The sequence below is a fragment of the Pseudomonas sp. TH10 genome (assembly GCF_016651255.1).
Lineage (GTDB): Bacteria > Pseudomonadota > Gammaproteobacteria > Pseudomonadales > Pseudomonadaceae > Aquipseudomonas.
Genome location: NZ_JAEKEG010000149.1, coordinates 1 through 20,531, shown reverse-complemented (window position 1 = coordinate 20,531; position 20,531 = coordinate 1). Strand labels below are relative to the sequence as shown.

Below are 20,531 nucleotides of genomic sequence, written 5' to 3'. Positions count from 1 at the left end.
GAAAGGTTCAAGGCGGCCGCCGAAGGTATCGATGGCCTGAGCCGGGTTGGCCGCGACGTGATCGTGCCCAAACTCGACGCGCCTGAAGCCCGCGCGCGCAAGCTGTTGCCGGATGTCGCGCTGGAAGAGATTTTGATGTGCATGGCCGAAGTGCTGCGCCGTGGTGACATGTTTGAAAGCCACCAGGTCAGCCGTGAGGCGCTGTCCACCCGCGAACGCATGAGCGATGTGCTGGAGCGGCTCAAGGGCGGCGGGTTCGTGCCCTTCGTCGAGCTGTTCACCGCCGAGGAAGGGCGCTTGGGTGTGGTGGTGACCTTTATGGCGATCCTTGAACTGGTCAAGGAATCCTTGGTCGAGCTGGTGCAGAATGAGCCGTTCGCCGCGATCCACGTGCGAGCCCGAGCCGAATAACGAGTCGAAACATGAACCTGACTGAACCCCGCGAGCTGGCGCCCCTGCTAGAAGCCTTTCTGTTGGCCTCGGGAAAGCCGCAATCCCTGGAACGCCTCTTTGAACTGTTCGAAGAAGGCGAACGGCCCGAGCCTGCGGTCTTCAAAAAAGCCCTGACCCTCTTGGGCAAATCCTGCGAGGGCCGCGCGTTCGAGCTCAAGGAAGTCTCGTCGGGCTACCGTTTGCAGATCCGCGAGAAATTTTCGCCGTGGGTCGGCCGACTCTGGGAGGAGCGTCCGCAGCGTTATTCCCGTGCGATGCTCGAAACCATCGCGTTGATCGCCTATCGCCAACCGATCACCCGGGGTGAAATCGAGGACGTGCGGGGTGTGGCGGTCAACAGCCACATCGTCAAAACCTTGCTGGAACGCGAGTGGATTCGCGTCGTCGGCTATCGCGATGTGCCGGGCAAACCGGCGATGTTCGCTACCACCAAAGCATTTCTCGATCACTTCAACCTTAAGAACCTCGACGATCTGCCACCCTTGGCAGAGCTGCGCGAGTTGGAGCCCGACCCGGTGCTCGACTTCGACGATGCCCCCGTACCTGCCAGCCTGCAAGAGCTGGCCGACGCCAGTGCCGAACCGGAGGAGCCCAAGGAGGAAACCAGTTTCCATACCTTGCTGCTGGAACTGGACACCATGGAGGAGGGGCTCAAGACCGATTTCGATGACATTCTGCGCGATGGTGCGGTGACTGATGCCGAAGAGCTGCCGGATCAGCCTGAATCTGAATCCGAGATTGAGCCTGAGCCTGAGCCTGAGATGGAAGTTGAGGTTGAGCCGGAACCTGCGATTGAAGTTGAACTTCACGCCGAGCCTGACGCCACACTCGAAGAGGAACCGGACGACGATGTGCTTGGCGTTGCCGAAGCTCGCGAAAAACTACTGGCCGCCGTCGCTGCTCTCGAACAGCACAAACCGGAGCTCGAATCTGAGTTGAGTGACGAGGAAGCCGAAGCCCGCGCGCTGGCCGAAGCCATCGAAGCTGAACGCCGCGCATTCGAAGACTGAGGTGCTGCCAAAAGATCGCAGCCTGCGGCAGCTCCTACAGGATCGCAGCCTTCGGCAGCTACAGGACCGCGTTTGCCACCAGTATCAATTTGTACCCGGTCATGTAGGAGCTGCCGCAGGCTGCGATCTTTTGACTTTAATTTTTGAGGCCTCAAGTGAGCTCAACAAAAGCCCCGTGCATCAGCGTCTGCAAATTCACCGACGACATCTGCGTCGGTTGCGGCCGCAGTAAACGCGAAATCAAAGCCTGGAAGAAACTCGACAAGGACGACAAGCGCACCGTGCTGGCCGAAGCTGCGCTGCGCCTGATCAAACTCGGCGGCGCCGGTCGGCGGAAAAAGAAATAACCGTGTTGTGATCGACTAGTCTCTGATGCGCGACGGCTCACATCCGCGTATGATTCGCGACCCTTTGCTGATCCCTTCGGTGAAGAACCCAGATTTTTATGCTTCAGGCGCCCAACTCCGGGCGGTTGAACAGACCACACCGGGAGGTGCCCAGATGAGTGACATCAATCAGAAAGACGACCAGGAAATCGGCCCAGCAGGCGAAAAACTGCAGAAAGTCCTCGCCCGTATCGGCGTTGGCTCGCGCCGTGACGTGGAGTCCTGGATCAGCCAGGGCCGGATCAAGGTCAATGGCAAAGACGCCACCCTCGGTCTGCGCGTCGACATGCACGACGCCATCACCATTGATGGCAAGGTGATCAAGCGCGAAGAGGCTGCCGAATCGGTCCGCCGCGTGATCATGTACAACAAACCCGATGGCGAGATCTGCACCCGTGACGACCCGGAAGGCCGTCCGACCGTGTTCGACAAGCTGCCGCGTCCGAAAGAAGGCCGCTGGATCAACATCGGTCGTCTCGACATCAACACCACTGGCTTGCTGATGTTCACCACCGACGGTGAGCTGGCCAACCGACTGATGCACCCGTCCTACGAGATGGACCGTGAATACGCCGTGCGCGTACGCGGTGAAGTCGACGACGAAATGATCGAGCGCCTGAAGGCCGGCGTCGTGCTGGAAGACGGCCCGGCGAAGTTCACCGACATCAAACAGGCACCGGGTGGCGAAGGCTTCAACCACTGGTACCACTGCGTGGTGATGGAAGGTCGTAACCGTGAGGTTCGTCGTCTGTGGGAATCGCAAGGTCTGGTGGTCAGCCGTCTGAAGCGCGTGCGTTTCGGTCCGGTGTTCCTCAATTCTGACCTGCCGATGGGCCGCTGGCGCGAAATGAGCCAGTACGAAGTCGACATTCTGAGTGCTGAAGTCGGCCTGACGCCGGTGGCAATGCCGCAACTGAACGCCAAGAGCAAAGACAAACTTGAGCGTATGCAGCGTAAATCGTCGCGTCCGATGGGCAAGACCGAGCGCGTACGCACGCTGCGTCCAGCCGCCGGTGCTCCAGCTGCCAACCCGCGTCCGGCCCGTGAGCCGCACATCGAAGGCGAACGTCCGGCCCGCAAGCCGGCGGCTCCTCGCGCCGATGGCGAGCGCGGTCCACGTACGCCGCGTCCGGCCAATGGCCGTACCGAGCGCGGTGAAGGCCGTAGCGCGCCAGCCGGGGTCGCAGTGATCGCGGCGCTCCCGCCGGTCGTGGTACGCCAGTGGCGGATCGTCCAGCGGACACCAAGCGCCCAGCCAAACCAGTCGCGAAAAAGCGTCCGGGCATTGTCCTGGTCGACAAGGATGCGCCATCAGGCAAGCGCCGTGGTGCGCCGGCCGGCTCGGGTCAGCGTCCGGGCTTTGGCCGTCGCAAGCCGGAGTGAAGCAGCGGTAGGCTTCAAGCGGTAAGCCGTCAGTGAAAAGCGCCATCCTTCGGGGTGGCGTTTTTTTTGTCTGGCTCAAATGCTGCGGCGCCTGGCAGTTTGCCTTCGTGAGCACGTCGCACCGCCGCTCCCACAGGGTATTGGAGGTGGACGCAGCATTTGTGTTCGGCGGATATCACTGTGGGAGCCGGGCTTGCCCGCGATGGCACCGGCGAAGACACCAAAGCATGTCGATTGGAAATCCGTCGTTACACGCTGTAACGAGATCTTGACGAATTACCCACTGCTTCAGCTATTTTCCGCCGGGTGTAAGGAAATCCTTCCGCTAACCCGGACCTCATGGATGCCCAAGCCCTCTATCCCGCTTGTTTCAACCTCCATAGCAGGATCAGATGCGCCCCATGCCTGCCGTGCAGGTGCATAAAAACAAGGAGGCGCAATGAACGCCGTGACCCAACTCCAACTCTCTCTCCGAGGGGCGATTTTCCTGTCGTCCCCGTCGAAGACCTGCAAAGGTCTGAATCTATTTTTGCAGCCGTCCGGCACTGCCGGGGCGGACACAGGCAATCCCGGCAAATGACACGCTGATCCAGCGGGTCTGGCAGCAGGGGGTTACAGGTGTACAATGCGCCGCGTTTTAACTGTGACCCTCTGCGTAATCGCGCAAATCTCAAGGCTATCCGCCTTGTTCACTCCGCCGCGTCACAAGCGTGTCGGGTTCGATTTCGTCACAGATAAAAACAAACAGGTGACGCATGACCGTTGTAAATAAGCTGAACTCCTGGTGCCTGCGCTGGGGTTTGATCGGGGCTGCTTGAAATCGCAACCTTGCAGCAACGTCTACTGAACATCATCAAACCTTGCGTGAGACCTTTTTCATGAGTGGACAACCCTCGCAATCAGGCGAGCTGAAACGCGGCCTGAAAAATCGCCACATTCAACTGATCGCCCTCGGTGGCGCGATCGGTACTGGACTGTTCCTCGGCTCGGCCGGGGTGCTTAAATCCGCCGGCCCGTCGATGATCCTCGGCTACGCCATCTGCGGCTTCATCGCCTTCATGATCATGCGCCAGCTCGGCGAAATGATCGTCGAAGAGCCGGTGGCCGGTTCCTTCAGCCATTTCGCGCACAAGTATTGGGGCGGCTTCGCTGGCTTCCTGTCGGGCTGGAACTGCTGGATTCTGTACATTCTGGTGGGCATGTCCGAGCTGACTGCAGTCGGCAAGTACATTCACTACTGGGCGCCGGACATCCCGACCTGGGTATCCGCGGCGGCTTTCTTTGTGCTGATCAACGCGATCAACCTGGCTAACGTCAAAGTCTTCGGCGAGGCAGAGTTCTGGTTCGCGATCATCAAGGTCGTGGCGATCGTCGGCATGATTGCCCTGGGCAGCTACCTGCTGGTCAGCGGCAACGGTGGCCCGCAAGCCTCGGTGAGCAACCTGTGGTCGCACGGTGGATTCTTCCCCAACGGCGTCAGCGGGCTGGTGATGGCCATGGCGATCATCATGTTCTCCTTCGGCGGCCTGGAAATGCTCGGTTTCACCGCAGCGGAAGCCGACAAGCCGAAAACCGTGATCCCGAAAGCGATCAATCAGGTCATCTACCGGATCCTGATTTTCTACATCGGCGCGCTGGTGATTCTGCTGTCGCTGACCCCATGGGACAGCCTGCTGGAAACCCTGAACGCCTCCGGTGATTCCTATAGCGGCAGCCCGTTCGTGCAAGTGTTCTCGATGCTGGGCAGCAACACGGCGGCGCACATCCTCAACTTCGTGGTGTTGACGGCGGCATTGTCGGTGTACAACAGCGGCACCTACTGCAACAGCCGCATGTTGCTGGGCATGGCCGAGCAGGGCGATGCGCCGAAAGGTCTGGCGAAGATCGACAAGCGCGGCGTGCCGGTGCGTTCGATTCTGGCCTCCGCAGCGGTAACGCTGGTTGCCGTGTTGCTCAACTACCTGATGCCGCAGCACGCGCTTGAGTTGCTGATGTCGCTGGTGGTCGCGACCCTGGTGATCAACTGGGCGATGATCAGCTTCTCGCACTTCAAGTTCCGTCAGCACATGAACAAGACACAGCAGACGCCGCTGTTCAAGGCCCTGTGGTATCCGTATGGCAACTACGTCTGCCTGGCGTTCGTGGCGTTCATCCTGGGTGTGATGCTGCTGATCCCGGGCATCCAGATCTCGGTGTATGCGATTCCGCTGTGGGTCGTGTTCATGTGGGTCTGCTACGTGATCAAGAACAAGCGCAGCGCACGGCATGCCCTTCAGCCTGCCGTGAAGTAACGCGGTACGTAGAAACAACAAACCCGGCCATGTGCCGGGTTTGTTGTTTTGTAACCTGCGCAGATCGCCTGTGAAAGCAAGCCTGTGGAGATCCCCTGTGGAGTCAGCCTTGCCCGCGATGAACGATGACGCGGTCTAACCTGTAAATCGCCGCGCCTCAATCGCGGGCGAGCCTTGCTCTCACAGGGGATTTTCGGCGTTCTGAAGTTCGCATTCGCGGTATCCTGCGCGCTCTGAATACGGACGCTTTTCCATGCTGGTGATTTCCAACAATGTGCATCTGCCGGATGCCGAGATCGAATTGACAGCCATCCGCGCCCAGGGCGCCGGTGGGCAGAACGTCAACAAGGTCTCCAGCGCCATGCACTTGCGCTTCGACATTCCGGCCTCGTCCTTGCCCGAGTTCTACAAGGAACGCCTGCTGGCGCTGCGCGACAGTCGCATCACCAGCGACGGCGTGTTGATCATCAAGGCGCAGCAATATCGTACGCAGGAAGCCAACCGTGCCGATGCGCTGGAACGACTGGTCGAGCTGATTCTCAGCGCCACCAAGGTCGAAAAGAAGCGCCGCCCGACCAAGCCGACCCTTGGCTCGAAAAAACGTCGCCTCGAGTCCAAGACCAAACGCGGCAGCATCAAGGCCGGGCGCGGCAAGGTCGACTTCTAGCGGACGTCCCGTTGTTCCCGGTACTTCGGCGCCTGGCGGTACAGATAGATGCTCAGGGCCAGACCGCTAAGGGCGGCAAGCGCGGCGAACAGGAAGATCGAGGCAAAGCCGAACCCTGCGGCGATGGCACCGGCCAATGGCCCGGTGATCCCCAGTGACAGGTCGATAAACAACGAATAAGCCCCCACTGCAGCCCCGCGGCTCGAAGCCGGCACCAGGTTCACTGCTTCCACGCCCAGCGCCGGGAATACCAGCGAGAAGCCAAAACCGCTCAACGCCGCGCCGGCCAACGCCCAGTGAGCGTCTGGTGCCAGCCACAGCAGTAACAGGCCGAGTGTTTCTACCGACAGACAGGCTATCGCCACGCGAAAGCCTCCGAGACGGTTGATCAGGTTGCCGAACAACAGCCGCGCACCGATGAAACTGGCGCCGAACAGGCTCAGGCACAGCACCGCATTGTCCCAATGCTGCGTGGCGTAATACAGGGTGATGAAGGTGGCGATGGTGCCGAAGCCAATCGAGCCCAGTGCCAGGCCGCAGCCGTGAGGGAAGACGCGGCCGAGCACGTGCATGAATGGCAGACGTTCGCCGACAACAATCGGTGCCGCCGTTTTCGGCCACGCCAGCAGCAAGCCGATGATCGCCAGCAGGATGATGCTGACGCCCATGCTCCACAGGCCCAGACGGCTGACCAGCCACACGCCGAACGGTGCGCCGATTGCCAGCGCGCCGTAACTGGCGATGCCGTTCCAGGAAATCACCTTGGCGGTGTTCGCCGCGCCGACGCGGCCAATGCCCCAGCCAATCGAACCGGAACCGACGAGGCTTTCCGCGCTGCCCAGCACCAGCCGACCGATCAACAAACTGATCAGGCTGAGCATCGGCATGTTCGGCGTCCACGCCGAGATCAGCATGAACACACCGCTCAAACCGCAACCGGCCAGGCCGTACATCACCGCCAGTTTGCTGCCCTTGTTGTCGATGATCTTGCCGGCGTATGGACGGCTGAGCAGGGTGGCGAGGTATTGCACGCTGATCACCAGCCCGGCGATCACCGCGCCGAAACCGAGGTCGCTGTGGACGTAACCCGGCAACACCGCCAGCGGAATGCCGATGTTCAGGTAGCCGATAAAGGTGAAGAGGACGATGGAGACGACTTGCAGCGTAACCGCCAGGGGGCGCTGGGGCTCTGACATAGAAAACGACATGGGTAACGATCCACGGGAGCAGCAGATTAGATAGGCTGCTCATGATACCGGCGCGGAGGAATCTGGGGCGGGAAAAGTAAAACTATTTGCCGGGTGGCGACTTCACGGTTTGGCCGGAGCGACCAGTTGCGTGGTGACCAGTGCAGCGAGGGCGTTTTCTTCACTGCCGAAACGGGCGAGCAGGGCGGCTTGTTTCTCGGGGGAGAGGCGGTTCCAGATCTCGATCATTTTCTCGGTGGCGCTGATCAGAATGGCAGCTTGGTTTTCAGAGAATTCGTCGGTCATGGCAGGCTCGGGGTCAGGCAGTGTGGAAAGCGCATGTTAGCGCTTTCCACACGGTCTGTACGACGGGGTCTTACTCTTCGTTGTCGGCCGGACGGCTCTCAACGGCTTCTTTCGGCTCGGGCTGTTGGGCGCCGGCTTGTTGCGTGGTCGTCTGCTCAGGTACGTGCAGGCTTGGGAAGGGGAGATTAGGAATCTCGTGCATGGTTGCGCTCCTCGCTAAGTCTGTTGATAGATCTGGTAGATCCGCGCTTTTAGAAAGCCTGCGCAGGATACAGCAGGAAAAATGACAATCAGACTTTTAATTGAAATTAATGCGACAGATGGCCGCAGGGGAGGGCTAAAACAGCAGAAAAAAATGCAGGAGCTGCCGCAGGCTGCGATCTTTTGCTTTTGTTTTTAAAGACAAGATCAAAAGATCGCAGCCTGCGGCAGCTCCTACATTGGTATTGCGGTGTTACTTGCTGACGCTGGCGATGGCTTCGGCCAGCAGGGCGAGGCGCGTGGCGTCGATACCGGCGACGTTCGCCCGGCCCGAGCTGACCATGTACACGCTGTGATGCTCGCGCAGTTGCTTCACTTGCTCCGGCGACAAACCGGTGTAAGAGAACATGCCACGCTGCACGCCAATGTGCGCAAAGCGCTCACGCAAACCGTGCGGCTCCAGCGCTTCGACCAAACCGCTGCGCAGCTGCGCGATACGCAAACGCATGGCTTCCACTTCATCCGCCCAACGCGCTTTCAGCTCTGGGTCGGCAAGGATCGTCGCGACAACAGCCGCACCATGATCCGGCGGTGTCGACCAGAGGTTGCGGGCGATGTTGGCCAGTTGGCTACGGATGTCGATGAGCTTGTCAGCGGTTTTCGCGCAGACGATCAGCGCGCCGGTGCGATCGCGGTACAACCCGAAGTTCTTCGAGCAGGAACTGGTGATCAGCACTTCCGGCAACTCCGCCGCGAACAACCGAGTCGACCACGCATCCTGTTCCAGACCATCGCCAAAACCCTGGTAGGCGAAGTCGATCAGCGGCAGCAGGTTGCGGCTACGCACTACGTCGAGCACACGCTGCCAGTCGTCATGGCTCAGGTCGAAACCGGTCGGGTTGTGGCAGCACGCGTGCAGCAACACCACATCGCCCTTCGGCACGTCGTTGAGCACGGCGAGCATGGCGTCGACGTCGAGGCGATTGTCGCTGCCCACATACGGGTAGTGACTGACCTTGACCCCGGCTGTGGCGAAAATCGTTTCGTGGATCGGCCAGGTCGGGTTGCTCAGCCATACGCCTTTGCCCGGCAGGCACTGGGCAATGAAGTCAGCGCTGAGGCGCAATGCGCCGGTGCCGCCTGGGGTCTGCGTGGCGCCCGCACGTTGCTCGGCGATCAGCTTCGAGTCGGCACCGAGCACCAGTTCATTGATGACTTTGCCGAACAACGGATTGCCGTGGCCACCGATGTAGGTCTTGGTGTCCTGGCTTTCGACCAGCCGCGCTTCAGCGATTTTCACCGCTTCAGGGATCGGCGTCAGGCCTTGGGCATCCTTGTAGACGCCAACGCCGAGGTCGAATTTGCGCGGGTTGGGATCCTGCGCATACGCCTCCATCAAACCGAGGATCGGGTCGCCGGGGACCCGGCCGATGGCGTCGAAGTGCATTACTTGCGTCCTTCTGCGGTCTTGGCCACTTCGTCAGTGCGCGCGGCCATGATGAAGTCGTTGCGGTGCAGGCCTTTGATCGAGTGGCTCCACCAGGTCACGGTGACTTTGCCCCACTCGGTCAGCAGGCCCGGGTGGTGACCTTCAGCTTCGGAGATCTCGCCGACAGCGTTGGTGAACGCCAGCGCGTGCTTGAAATTCTTGAACAGGAAAACTTTCTCCAGCTGCATGATGCTGTCGCGAACTTCGATGTTCCAGTCAGGGATCTGCTTGATCAGGATCGGCAGTTCTTCGTCGCTGACTTGTGGCGCATCGGCGCGGCAGGCTTCGCAGTGGGCTTGGTTCAATGTCGACATGGTCTGTTCCTGAGTTCGATTCTTGTTGGAAATTACTATCTTTGCACGCAAGTCGCGAGCGGGTTCTGCTCAGGCCGCTTTCGGCTTTGGCGGAAATTTCGGCGCATGCAGACCCAACTGCATGCCTTGTTTGACCATGGCCATGATGTCTTCATGGGCCACATCGAACAGGCGCTTGAGGTTCGGCAGGACAAAGTACAGCGGTTGCAGGATGTCGATGCGATAGGGCGTGCGCATCGCTTCGAGCGGATCGAAGGCTTGATGCTCAGGCTCATCCGACAGTGAGTAAACGGTTTCTTTAGGCGAGGAAAGAATGCCGCCGCCGTAGATGCGTTGGCCCTGGGGCGTGTCGACCAGGCCGAACTCGATGGTCATCCAGTACAGGCGCGCCAGGTACACCCGTTCTTCCTTGGTAGCTTGCAGGCCGAGTTTGCCGTAGGTGTGGGTGAATTCTGCGAACCACGGGTTGGTCAGCAGCGGGCAGTGACCAAAGATCTCGTGGAAAATATCCGGTTCTTGCAGGTAGTCCAGTTCTTCGCGGGTGCGGATAAAAGTGGCAACCGGGAATTGCTTGCTGGCGAGCAATTCAAAGAAGGTCTGGAAGGGAATCAGCGCCGGTACACGGGCGACCTGCCAACCGGTGGTCTCGCCGAGCACCTTGTTGATCTCGCCGAGTTGCGGAATGCGGTCGTGGGGCAGACCGAGTTTTTCGATACCGTCCAGGTACTCTTGGCAGGCACGCCCTTCGATCACTTTCAGTTGGCGAGTGATCAGCGTGTTCCACACCGCGTGTTCTTCGGCGGGGTAGTCGATAAAACCTTGCGCATCGGGCTCGCGGGCCACGTATTGCGTCTGCTTCATACTGCTCTCCTGCTAGGGGAATTCGTTCTTGTTATGTCCAGTTATGGACTTACAAATACCCCAGGATTTTCGGATGTGCAGCCCCGTGCGCGAGGTGTAAGGCATAAAAAACAGCACTTTTCGTAAAGTTTTCGTTACGCAATGGCGGTTGCGGCGTAGCTGTTGAGTTTTCTGGTTTGAAAAGCGCCTTGGGTGTCACATAATCTTTACGACTATCTGAGCGTTGCAGCAAAAAATCGCTCCTGCGGCCACCGCCACCCCCTGTGGAAGCGGGCCGAACTCGGCATGATTTCCTTAACCGCTTTTCGAGCCTTTATATGCGTATCAAAGTCCACTGTCAGAACCGCATCGGCATCCTGCGCGACATCCTCAACCTGCTGGTGGCCTACGGGATCAACGTCGCGCGCGGCGAAGTCGGCGGTGAGCATGGCAACGCGATCTATCTGCATTGTCCGAACCTGATCAACATCCAGTTCCAGGCGCTGCGGCCCAAGTTTGAGTCGATTGCCGGTGTGTTCGGCGTCAAGCGGGTAGGGCTGATGCCGAGCGAGCGGCGGCACATGGAGTTGAATGCGCTGCTCGGCGCGCTGGAGTTTCCGGTGCTGTCGATCGACATGGGCGGCTCGATTGTCGCCGCCAACCGCGCGGCGGCGCAGTTGCTTGGCGTGCGCGTGGATGAGGTGCCGGGGATTCCGCTGTCGCGTTACGCCGAAGATTTCGATTTGCCGGAACTGGTGCGCGCCAACAAATCGCGCATCAATGGCATGCGGGTCAAGGTCAAGGGCGACGTCTTTCTGGCTGACATCGCGCCGTTGCAATCAGAGCATGACGACAGTGAGGCCATGGCCGGTGCCGTACTGACGTTGCACCGTGCGGATCGTGTTGGCGAACGCATCTATAACGTGCGCAAACAAGAGTTGCGTGGCTTCGACAGCATCTTCCAGAGTTCGAAGGTCATGGCCGCCGTGGTGCGTGAAGCGCGGCGCATGGCGCCCCTCGATGCACCTTTATTGATTGAAGGCGAAACCGGCACCGGCAAGGAATTGCTGGCACGCGCCTGCCACCTCGCCAGTCCGCGCGGGCAGTCGCCGCTGATGGCGCTCAACTGTGCGGGTTTGCCGGAATCGATGGCCGAGACCGAGCTGTTTGGGTACGGCCCTGGCGCGTTCGAAGGCGCCCGTGCGGAGGGTAAGCTCGGCCTGCTGGAACTGACGGCGGGCGGCACGCTGTTTCTCGATGGCGTCGGCGAAATGAGCCCGCGCTTGCAGGTGAAACTGCTGCGCTTCCTGCAGGATGGTTGCTTTCGCCGGGTCGGCAGCGACGAAGAGGTGTATCTGGACGTGCGGGTGATTTGCGCGACGCAGGTGGATTTGTCCGAACTGTGCGCGCGCGGCGAGTTTCGCCAGGATTTGTATCACCGCTTGAACGTGCTGTCGCTGCACATTCCGCCACTGCGCGAATGCCTCGACGGGTTGACGCCGCTGGTCGAGCATTTCCTTGATCAGGCCAGCCGGCAGATCGGTTGTTCGCTGCCGAAACTGGCGCCGGCAGCGATGGATCGGCTCAGTCACTATCACTGGCCGGGCAACGTGCGGCAGTTGGAGAACGTGCTGTTTCAGGCGGTTTCGTTGTGCGATGGCGGCACGGTGAAGGCTGAGCACATTCGATTGCCGGATTACGGCGTGCGTCAGCCGCTTGGCGATTTTTCGCTGGAGGGCGGGCTCGACGAAATTGTCGGCCGGTTCGAGAAGGCAGTGCTGGAGCGGCTGTATTCCGAGCATCCGAGCAGTCGTCAGTTGGGCAAGCGGCTGGGGGTTTCGCACACCACCATTGCCAACAAGCTGCGCGAATACGAAGTCGGCAAAGACAGCAGCACTTGAAGTCTTTTGATCTATTGCCGCGAAGCGGCACAACACCGCCGGTTTTTCGACTTCACTCCATTCCTCCACTCCTCTCCAAACCCCTCAAGCCCTTTGTTTACCGGGCCTCGCGCCGCCAGAAAAAAGTTGGTCTGCAAATTGCTTAAGGCTCAGCAGTACAGCGGTGGGCGGCAAACGTCCGGCATGCAGAGGAAAGAGTGTGGACAAGTACCTTTATGTGGCAATGACCGGCGCCAGCCAGAACGCACTGGCGCAAAAGGCTCATGCCAACAACCTCGCGAACATCTCCACCAACGGTTTTCAGCGCGATCTGGAGCAGGCGCGTTCGATGCCGGTGTTTGGTGACAGCTTTCCGGCGCGTGCGTTTGCCATGTGCGAACGGCCCGCCACCGACTTCACGCCGGGCTCGCTGGTGCAGACCGGTCGTGACCTCGACGTTGCCGTGACCGGCAACGGTTTCATCGCCGTGCAAAACCCTAACGGCGGCGAAAGCTACGTGCGCACCGGCAGCCTCAACGTCGATGCCCTGGGCGTATTGCGCGCCGGCAACGGTATGCCGGTGATGGGCAATGGCGGGCCGATTGCCGTGCCGCCCGAGCAACAGATCGAAGTGGGCGAGGATGGCACCATCAGTATTCGGGCGATGGGCGAAGGCCCGCGCGTCATGGCTGAAGTCGACCGGATCAAACTGGTCAACCCGGACATCAAGAACATGAACAAGGGCCTCGACGGCTCGATTTACACCAAGGACGGCCAGCCTGCGCCGGCTGATGCCAACGTCAAACTGGTGTCGGGTTTCCTTGAGTCGAGCAACGTCAATGCCGTGGAAGAGATGACTTCGGTGCTGGCGCTGGCCAAGCAGTTCGAGTTGCACGTCAAGATGATGAACACCGCCAAAGACGACGACCAGGCCATGGCTCGGGTCTTGCAGATCAGCTAATTATCAGAACGTCGCGCCGTAAAACAGGCGCACGAGGAGAATCGAATGCTTCCGGCTCTATGGGTTGCCAAAACCGGTCTGTCCGCCCAGGACACCAACCTGACCACCATTTCCAACAACCTGGCAAACGTCTCGACCACGGGCTTCAAACGTGACCGCGCCGAGTTCCAGGACCTGCTGTATCAGATCAAGCGTCAGCCAGGCGCCCAGTCGACCCAGGACAGCGAATTGCCGTCGGGTCTGCAAGTGGGTACGGGTGTGCGCATCGTCGGCACCCAGAAAAACTTCACCGCCGGCAGCCTGCAAACCACCGAGCAGCCGCTCGACCTGGCTGTTGACGGTCGCGGGTTCTTCCAGATCCTGCAGCCGGACGGCACCACGTCCTACACCCGCGACGGTACCTTCCACCTCGACTCCAACGGTCAGGTCGTGAACGCCAGCGGCTTCGCCCTGGAACCCGCGATTGTCATCCCGAACAACGCGCAGACCTTCACGGTCGGTCGTGACGGCACCGTGTCGATCACCATCGCCGGCAACCCGGCTTCGCAAGTGATCGGTAACCTGCAAACCGCCGACTTCATCAACCCGGCCGGTCTGCAAGCCGTGGGGAACAACCTGTTCCTGGAAACCGCAGCTTCCGGCGCACCGCAAGTCGGTACTCCGGGCCTGAACGGTTTCGGTACCACGCTGCAGAACACCCTGGAAACCTCTAACGTCAGCACCGTTGAGGAGATGGTCAACATGATCACCACTCAGCGCGCTTACGAGATGAACTCCAAGGTGATCTCCACCGCCGACCAGATGCTCTCGTTCGTAACGCAGAATCTGTAATCAAGTCTATGAGGCGACCATGAGGTCGCCTGCAACACCGTGAGGTAGGGTCATGAATCGCTTCGTATCTGTTCTGGCATTGAGTGGAGTCGTCTCGCTCGCGGGCTGCGTCGCTCCGACGCCCAAGCCCAATGACCCTTACTACGCTCCGGTGTTGCCGCGCACGCCGTTGCCGGCTGCGGCCAATAACGGCTCGATCTATCAGGCCGGCTTCGAGCAGAATCTGTACGGCGACCGTAAGGCATTCCGGGTCGGTGACATCATCACCATCACCCTGAACGAGCGGACGCAGGCAAGCAAAAACGCCAACTCGCAAGTGGCCAAGAACAGCAAGACCGGCATTGGCCTGACCTCGTTGTTCGGCTCCAGCCTGACCACCAATAATCCAATTGGTGGCGGCGACCTGAGCCTCAACGCCGGCTACAGTGCCGATCGTGCGACCAAGGGCGACAGCAAGTCCGGGCAGAGCAACACCCTGACCGGCTCGATCACCGTGACCGTTGCCGACGTCTTGCCCAACGGCATCATCGCAGTGCGCGGCGAGAAGTGGATGACCCTCAACACGGGCGATGAACTGGTGCGGATTGCCGGTCTGGTGCGCGCCGATGACATCGCCACCGACAACACGGTTTCTTCGACGCGGGTCGCCGATGCACGTATTACCTACTCGGGCACCGGTGCCTTTGCCGATGCGAGTCAGCCAGGCTGGTTCGACCGTTTCTTTCTCAGCCCGCTGTTTCCTTTCTAGGTGGCTATCAAGTTGAGCATGTTGAACTTCAAACGCCTGATGGTGGCCGCCCTGATGCTCTCGGCTGCGTTTAGCGCGCAAGCCGAGCGGCTCAAGGACATCGCCAGTATTTCTGGCGTGCGTTCCAACCAACTGATCGGCTACGGCCTGGTGGTCGGGCTCAATGGCACCGGTGACCAGACGACGCAAACCCCGTTCACCCTGCAGACCTTCAACAACATGCTCTCGCAGTTCGGCATCAAGGTGCCGGCGGGATCGGGCAACGTGCAGTTGAAAAACGTCGCGGCAGTGTCTGTCAGCGCGGATCTGCCGGCGTTCGCCAAACCGGGTCAGCAGGTCGACATCACCGTTTCCTCGATCGGTAACTCCAAGAGCCTGCGTGGCGGCACCCTGTTGCTGACCCCGCTCAAGGGTATCGACGGCAACGTCTACGCCATCGCTCAGGGCAACCTGGTGGTGGGTGGTTTCGACGCTGAAGGCCGTGACGGTTCGAAGATCACCGTCAACGTTCCGTCGGCCGGTCGCATCCCTGGTGGTGCGTCGGTGGAGCGCTCGGTGCCGAGCGGTTTCAACCAGGGCAACAGCCTGACGCTGAACCTCAACCGTTCCGACTTCACCACCGCCAAACGTATCGTCGACAAGATCAACAACATGCTCGGCCCTGGCGTGGCCCAGGCCATCGACGGCGGCTCGATCCGCGTCAGTGCGCCACTGGACCCGAGCCAGCGCGTGGACTACCTGTCGATCCTGGAAAACCTCGAGGTCGATCCGGGCCAGGCAGTGGCGAAAGTCATCATCAACTCGCGTACCGGCACCATCGTCATCGGCCAGAACGTCAAAGTCTCGCCAGCCGCCGTGACCCACGGCAGCCTGACCGTGACCATCACCGAAGATCCGATCGTCAGCCAGCCAGGCCCGTTGTCCAACGGCCAGACTGCTGTCGTGCCGCGCTCGCGCGTAAATGCCGAGCAAGAAGCCAAACCGATGTTCAAGTTCGGCCCGGGCACCACCCTCGACGAAATCGTGCGAGCGGTGAACCAGGTCGGCGCCGCGCCGGGTGACTTGATGGCCATTCTCGAAGCACTGAAACAGGCCGGCGCACTGCAAGCCGACCTGATTGTGATCTGAGGCCGACCATCATGGATATGCGCAAAAGTGGTCTGGTCAGCAGCAGCGATTCGGGGTCCTACTCGGACTTGAATCGCCTCAACCAGCTCAAGGTCGGCGACAAGAACAGCGACGCGAACATGCGCAAAGTGGCGCAGGAGTTCGAGTCGCTGTTCCTCGGTGAGATGCTCAAGTCCATGCGCTCGGCCACCAACGCGCTGGGCCAGGACAACCCGCTCAACACCGCCGAAGCCAAGCAGTACCAGGAAATGTACGACCAGCAGCTGGCCGTTTCCATGTCCCGCGAAGGCGGCGGTATCGGCCTGGCCGATGTGTTGATGCGCCAGATGTCAAAGAACAAACCCATGGCCCCGGGTGAAGCGGCGGCAGCGTCCGCCGCCAAGCAAGCCGAGGCCAAAGCCGCCGTGGAAACGCCGATTGCCGCCGGTACGGCAGCCACCAATGGACCCTTGTCGCGCCTCAATGGCCAGCGCCCGTTGTGGGCCTCGCGTTCGATCCATGCACCGCAGGCACCAGGCGAGGGCGCGCATCGCAACGACATGGCGCTGATCAACCAGCGCCGCCTGGCGTTGCCGCCGAAACTCGCGGACCGCCTGCTCGCCGGCCTGGTGCCATCGGCCGCGACCCCGGCTGTGACTGCGACGACAGCTGCAACCGCACTCAACAAAATCGACGTGCCCACGATCAGCCCGACCGGTTCCGGCTCGCTGTACAACGGCGACTGGCTGACCGCGCAAACCGAAGCGCCGGCCAGCGGTCGCCTGCAGATTTACGGTCGCGCCATGGCGCAGATTCCGTTGGCGCCGGCGAAAAAAGCCTTCAGTTCTGCCGACGAATTCGTCAACACCATGCTGCCGATGGCCAAAGAAGCCGCCGACCGCATCGGCGTCGATCCGCGTTACCTGGTGGCGCAAGCGGCACTGGAAACCGGCTGGGGCAAGTCAGTCATGCGCGCCCAGGATGGCAGCAGCAGCCACAACCTGTTCGGCATCAAAGCGAGCAGTAACTGGAAGGGCGATTCGGCCCGCGCAATCACCAGCGAGTTCCGCAATGGCGCGATGGTCAAGGAGACGGCCGAGTTCCGTTCCTACGCCTCGTACAAGGACAGCTTCCACGATCTGGTGACTTTGCTGCAGAGCAATAATCGCTATCAAGATGTGCTGAAGTCGGCCGATAACCCAGAACAGTTTGTACGTGAGTTGCAAAAGGCCGGTTACGCCACCGACCCGAACTACGCGACAAAGATTTCGCAGATTGCCAAGCAGATGAACAGTTTTGAAAACTACGCTGCGGCGGGTGTATCCACCACGCCTTTATAAGGCACAAGGTATAAGGTCTGAACCATGAGTTTGCTCAATATCGGGATGTCGGGGCTGTCGGCTAGCCAAGCTTCTTTGGCTACGACAGGCAACAACATTGCCAACGTCGACACCGCCGGTTATTCACGCCAGCAGACCATTCAGACCAGCAATGCCTCGAACCTCAATGGCGGGGTGTTCATCGGCAGCGGCACGACCCTGGCGGATGTGCGTCGGGTGTATAACGCCTATCTCGATCAGCAGCTGCAGACCAGCACTTCGCTGAGCAACGATGCCAACTCCTACCTCGAGCAGGTGAACCCGCTCGACAAGCTGTTCTCGGACAAAACCACCGGCATCAGTGCGGTGTTGAGCAGCTTCTTTGCCGCCGTGCAGACATCGGCCGCCACGCCCAGCGACACGGCTGCGCGGCAGTTGCTGCTGACCAATGCGCAGACCCTGAGCAACCGCTTCAACGCGTTGTCGTCGCAGATGCAGCAGCAAAACGAAGGCATCAACAGCCAGCTGACCACCATGACCGAAAAGGTCAATCAGCTGACGGCCTCCATCGCCTCGCTGAACCAGCAGATTTCCCAGGCCGGCAGCTCGACCGGCAGCGGCCCGAACAACCTGCTCGATGCGCGTAACGAAGCCGTGCGCACACTCAATGAGCTGGTCGGCGTGACCGTCCAGGAACAGAACGGCAGCTACAACGTATCCCTTGGTACCGGCCAGTCGCTGGTGTTGGGCAACACGTCCAACACCCTGACGACCGCCCGCACCGGCATCGACAAGAACCAGGTGACTATCCAGGTCAAATCGCCTTCTTCGGTGAGCGATGTGACCTCTGTCATCAGCGGCGGCAAGATCGGCGGACTGCTGCGCTACCGCGACGACGTGCTGGTGCCGGCAATGAACGACCTGGGCCGCACCGCCATCGTGGTCGCCGACAAGATCAACCGGCAGTTGGGCCAGGGCCTCGACGCCAATGGCGAATTCGGTGCATTGCTGTTCTCCAGCATCAACAGTGCCGCAGCGATCAGCCAGCGCAGCCTGGCCGCCTCGAGCAACAGCGCGGGCTCGGGCAATCTCGACGTCACCATCACCAACTCCAGTGCGTTGACCGCCTTCGATTACGAAGTGACGTTCACCGCTGCGGACAAGTACACGGTCAAGCGCTCCGACGGCAAAAGCATGGGCAGTTTTGATCTGAATCCGGCGGCCGAGATCGATGGGTTCAAGCTCAATCTCAACGGCGCTGCCCTGAGTGCGGGCGATACCTTCAAGGTGATCCCGACACGCACCGGTGCCAGCAACATCACCACGCAGATGACCGATTCCAACAAGCTGGCCTTTGCCGGCGCCCTGGTCGCGACCAGCAACACCGGCAACGGCGGCACTGGCGCCTTGACCGCGCCCGCGCTGACCGTGCCGATGGACATCTACGCCGGCGCCGACCTGGCCGACCTGCAGGCCGGGATCAAGAATTCCATGCCGGTGACCCTGACATTCAAGGACGCTGTCGGCGGCAGCCAGGGCTACGAAGTGTTCAACGCCAAAGGCCAGAGCATTGGCACCGGCACCATCGTGCCGGGGCAGGGCAACGACCTGACGATCAACGTGCCGATGCTCGACGCGACGGGCACGGCGATCCCTGGCAAATCGTTCTCCTTCAACACCACGGTCAGCGGCTCGCCGTCGAAGAACGACAAGTACGAAGTCGCCTTCAACGTCGACGGCAAGAAAGACAACCGCAACGCCAACGAATTGTTGGGCCTGCAAACCAAGGCCACGGTCGGCGTCAGCGGCGGCAACGCCGGCATGAGCATGACCACCGCCTACAGCCGCCTGGTGGAACAGGTCGGCGCCAAGGCCAGCCAGGCCCTGGGCGACAGCACCGCCAGCGGGGCGATCCTGGCCCGCGCCAAGTCCGAAGTCGCCTCCGTGTCCCAGGTTAACCTGGACGACGAGGCCGCCGATCTGGTCAAGTTCCAGCAGTACTACACCGCGTCGTCGCAGATTATCAAGGCCGCGCAAGAAACCTTCAGCACGCTGATCAACAGTCTTTAAGGGAGTCTTCGACGATGCGAATTTCTACAGCCCAGTACTTTGAGACGAGTGCGGCCAAGTACCAGAACAACTTCTCCTCGATTGTGAAGACTCAGGAGCAGATCACTTCGGGCGTGCGTATTCAGAGTGCCGGTGATGATCCTGTCGGGGCTGCGCAGTTGTTGATGTTGCAGCAGCAGAAGGCGATGCTGGGGCAATACAGTACCAATATGGGCAGCATCAAGAGTTCGCTGTCCAACCAGGAGAGCGTCCTTGAAAGCCTGAATACCTCGATTCAGCGCGGTCGCGAACTGGCGCTGCAGGCCGGCAACGGTGGCTACAGCGATGCTGATCGAAAGTCGATTGCCAGCGAAATCGGTGAGATCGAAGAGCAAGTATTGGGCCTGCTCAATAGCAAGGATCCGTCCGGCAACTACATGTTCTCCGGCTCGAAAACCCTGACGCCGCCGTATGTGCGCAACAACGATGGCACCTACTCTTATCAGGGGGATGACAACCAGTTGAGCTTGCAAGTCTCTGACATCTTGTCGATTGCGACCAACGACACCGGTAAGAGCGTCCTCGAGTCGGCCACGAACTCAGGTCGCACCCAGGCGGTACTCGATCCCTCCAAGCCTAATGACGGTACGGTTTCAGTGTCGGCAGGCCTGATGAAATCGAATGCGGCCTACACCAAGAACTTTGCTGCAGGCGAGCCTTACGAACTGAAGTTCGTCGACAGTACTCACTACACCATCGCTGATAAGGATGGTAACGACGTGACCACCGAAGTGTCCGGCAATGGCACTTTTGATGCGAGCAAGCAAGGTGGTTCGACCATCAATTTGCGCGGAGTGGAGTTCGACATCACGCTGCGACTAAAGGCGCCTATCGATCCGGTGACCACGTTGCCAATGACGCCAGATGAAGAAGTGAAGGATCACATTTTTTCGTTGGGCACCAAGCCTGACAGCTTTAACTCTTCACGTACGCCGAGCAATACCTCGACTGCTCAGATCACCGGTTCTGGCGTCTCCAGTCAATCTGACTACGTCAACGGATTTCCTAACAGCGGCGTGGTGGTCAAATTCACCGATGCGACAAACTAC

The 20,531-nt window shown here is 60.2% G+C and carries 20 protein-coding genes and 1 pseudogene; 14 read left to right on the top strand and 7 right to left on the bottom strand.

The annotated features are described in order from the left end of the window. From JFT80_RS20690 to arfB, 6 genes and pseudogenes are all read left to right on the top strand, one after another. Nucleotides 1–411, top strand: a 411-nt coding sequence (locus JFT80_RS20690) for a ScpA family protein (RefSeq protein ID WP_201149132.1), incomplete at its 5' end; no start/stop codon positions are given. Nucleotides 412–422: 11 nt separating this feature from the next. Beyond that, nucleotides 423–1,463 (top strand): SMC-Scp complex subunit ScpB, encoded by a 1,041-nt coding sequence (gene scpB, locus JFT80_RS20685; RefSeq protein WP_201149131.1) that lies wholly within the window; start codon nucleotides 423–425, stop codon nucleotides 1,461–1,463. A 155-nt stretch (nucleotides 1,464–1,618) separates the two neighbouring features. Beyond that, the gene (locus tag JFT80_RS20680) at nucleotides 1,619–1,810 is read left to right on the top strand and encodes a DUF1289 domain-containing protein (RefSeq protein ID WP_201149130.1); all 192 of its coding nucleotides are present in this window, start codon (nucleotides 1,619–1,621) and stop codon (nucleotides 1,808–1,810) included. A 154-nt stretch (nucleotides 1,811–1,964) separates the two neighbouring features. Next, nucleotides 1,965–3,232, top strand: a pseudogene (rluB, locus tag JFT80_RS20675) (23S rRNA pseudouridine(2605) synthase RluB). Nucleotides 3,233–4,110: 878 nt separating this feature from the next. Next, a complete protein-coding gene (locus JFT80_RS20670) occupies nucleotides 4,111–5,523 on the top strand; it encodes an amino acid permease (protein ID WP_201149129.1) in 1,413 nt (470 codons plus the stop codon). A 253-nt stretch (nucleotides 5,524–5,776) separates the two neighbouring features. Further along, complete coding sequence (gene arfB, locus JFT80_RS20665; RefSeq protein ID WP_007920134.1) at nucleotides 5,777–6,190, top strand: alternative ribosome rescue aminoacyl-tRNA hydrolase ArfB; 414 nt, start codon at nucleotides 5,777–5,779, stop codon at nucleotides 6,188–6,190. On the opposite strand, the gene JFT80_RS20660 is transcribed toward arfB, so the two are convergent. The 7 genes from JFT80_RS20660 to JFT80_RS20635 all read right to left on the bottom strand — a co-directional run bounded on the left by JFT80_RS20660 (nucleotide 6,187) and on the right by JFT80_RS20635 (nucleotide 10,780). Then, a complete protein-coding gene (locus JFT80_RS20660; RefSeq protein ID WP_201149134.1) occupies nucleotides 6,187–7,386 on the bottom strand; it encodes an MFS transporter in 1,200 nt (399 codons plus the stop codon). The two genes, arfB and JFT80_RS20660, sit on opposite strands and share 4 nt — an antisense overlap. Before the next feature lie 114 nt (nucleotides 7,387–7,500). Beyond that, nucleotides 7,501–7,683 (bottom strand): hypothetical protein, encoded by a 183-nt coding sequence (locus tag JFT80_RS20655; protein WP_201149128.1) that lies wholly within the window; start codon nucleotides 7,681–7,683, stop codon nucleotides 7,501–7,503. A 70-nt stretch (nucleotides 7,684–7,753) separates the two neighbouring features. Continuing rightward, nucleotides 7,754–7,885 carry a hypothetical protein gene (locus JFT80_RS24975; protein ID WP_008088845.1) on the bottom strand — a complete coding sequence of 44 codons (132 nt, stop codon included), beginning with the start codon at nucleotides 7,883–7,885 and terminating at the stop codon, nucleotides 7,754–7,756. A 252-nt stretch (nucleotides 7,886–8,137) separates the two neighbouring features. Then, nucleotides 8,138–9,331, bottom strand: coding sequence for an amino acid aminotransferase (locus JFT80_RS20650; protein ID WP_201149127.1), 1,194 nt, complete (start codon nucleotides 9,329–9,331; stop codon nucleotides 8,138–8,140). Continuing rightward, nucleotides 9,331–9,687, bottom strand: coding sequence for a 4a-hydroxytetrahydrobiopterin dehydratase (locus JFT80_RS20645; RefSeq protein ID WP_003222798.1), 357 nt, complete (start codon nucleotides 9,685–9,687; stop codon nucleotides 9,331–9,333). The genes JFT80_RS20650 and JFT80_RS20645 overlap by 1 nt, the downstream gene beginning before the upstream one ends. A 69-nt stretch (nucleotides 9,688–9,756) precedes the next feature. Further along, entirely contained in the window at nucleotides 9,757–10,548 is a 792-nt protein-coding gene (gene phhA / locus JFT80_RS20640) for a phenylalanine 4-monooxygenase (RefSeq protein ID WP_201149126.1), read from the bottom strand. A gap of 49 nt (nucleotides 10,549–10,597) precedes the next feature. Continuing rightward, the gene (locus JFT80_RS20635) at nucleotides 10,598–10,780 is read right to left on the bottom strand and encodes a hypothetical protein (protein ID WP_201149125.1); all 183 of its coding nucleotides are present in this window, start codon (nucleotides 10,778–10,780) and stop codon (nucleotides 10,598–10,600) included. 85 nt (nucleotides 10,781–10,865) lie between these two features. On the opposite strand from JFT80_RS20635, the gene JFT80_RS20630 reads away from it, so the two are divergent. The 8 genes from JFT80_RS20630 to JFT80_RS20595 all read left to right on the top strand — a co-directional run. Continuing rightward, nucleotides 10,866–12,428, top strand: coding sequence for a sigma-54-dependent transcriptional regulator (locus tag JFT80_RS20630; protein WP_201149124.1), 1,563 nt, complete (start codon nucleotides 10,866–10,868; stop codon nucleotides 12,426–12,428). Between the two features lie 199 nt (nucleotides 12,429–12,627). After that, a complete protein-coding gene (locus JFT80_RS20625) occupies nucleotides 12,628–13,368 on the top strand; it encodes a flagellar basal body rod protein FlgF (protein ID WP_201149123.1) in 741 nt (246 codons plus the stop codon). Between the two features lie 45 nt (nucleotides 13,369–13,413). Beyond that, complete coding sequence (gene flgG, locus JFT80_RS20620) at nucleotides 13,414–14,199, top strand: flagellar basal-body rod protein FlgG (RefSeq protein WP_201149122.1); 786 nt, start codon at nucleotides 13,414–13,416, stop codon at nucleotides 14,197–14,199. A gap of 52 nt (nucleotides 14,200–14,251) precedes the next feature. Next, nucleotides 14,252–14,947, top strand: a complete 696-nt coding sequence (gene flgH, locus JFT80_RS20615; RefSeq protein WP_201149121.1) for a flagellar basal body L-ring protein FlgH — start codon at nucleotides 14,252–14,254, stop codon at nucleotides 14,945–14,947. 18 nt (nucleotides 14,948–14,965) lie between these two features. Then, on the top strand, nucleotides 14,966–16,075 hold the full coding sequence (locus JFT80_RS20610; RefSeq protein ID WP_201149133.1) for a flagellar basal body P-ring protein FlgI: 1,110 nt from the start codon (nucleotides 14,966–14,968) through the stop codon (nucleotides 16,073–16,075). Between the two features lie 11 nt (nucleotides 16,076–16,086). Then, nucleotides 16,087–17,394, top strand: a complete 1,308-nt coding sequence (gene flgJ / locus JFT80_RS20605; protein WP_201149120.1) for a flagellar assembly peptidoglycan hydrolase FlgJ — start codon at nucleotides 16,087–16,089, stop codon at nucleotides 17,392–17,394. Nucleotides 17,395–17,418: 24 nt separating this feature from the next. Continuing rightward, nucleotides 17,419–19,443 (top strand): flagellar hook-associated protein FlgK, encoded by a 2,025-nt coding sequence (gene flgK / locus JFT80_RS20600; protein ID WP_201149119.1) that lies wholly within the window; start codon nucleotides 17,419–17,421, stop codon nucleotides 19,441–19,443. 14 nt (nucleotides 19,444–19,457) lie between these two features. Further along, on the top strand, nucleotides 19,458–20,531 hold a 1,074-nt coding region (locus JFT80_RS20595; protein WP_201149118.1), incomplete at its 3' end, for a flagellar hook-associated protein 3.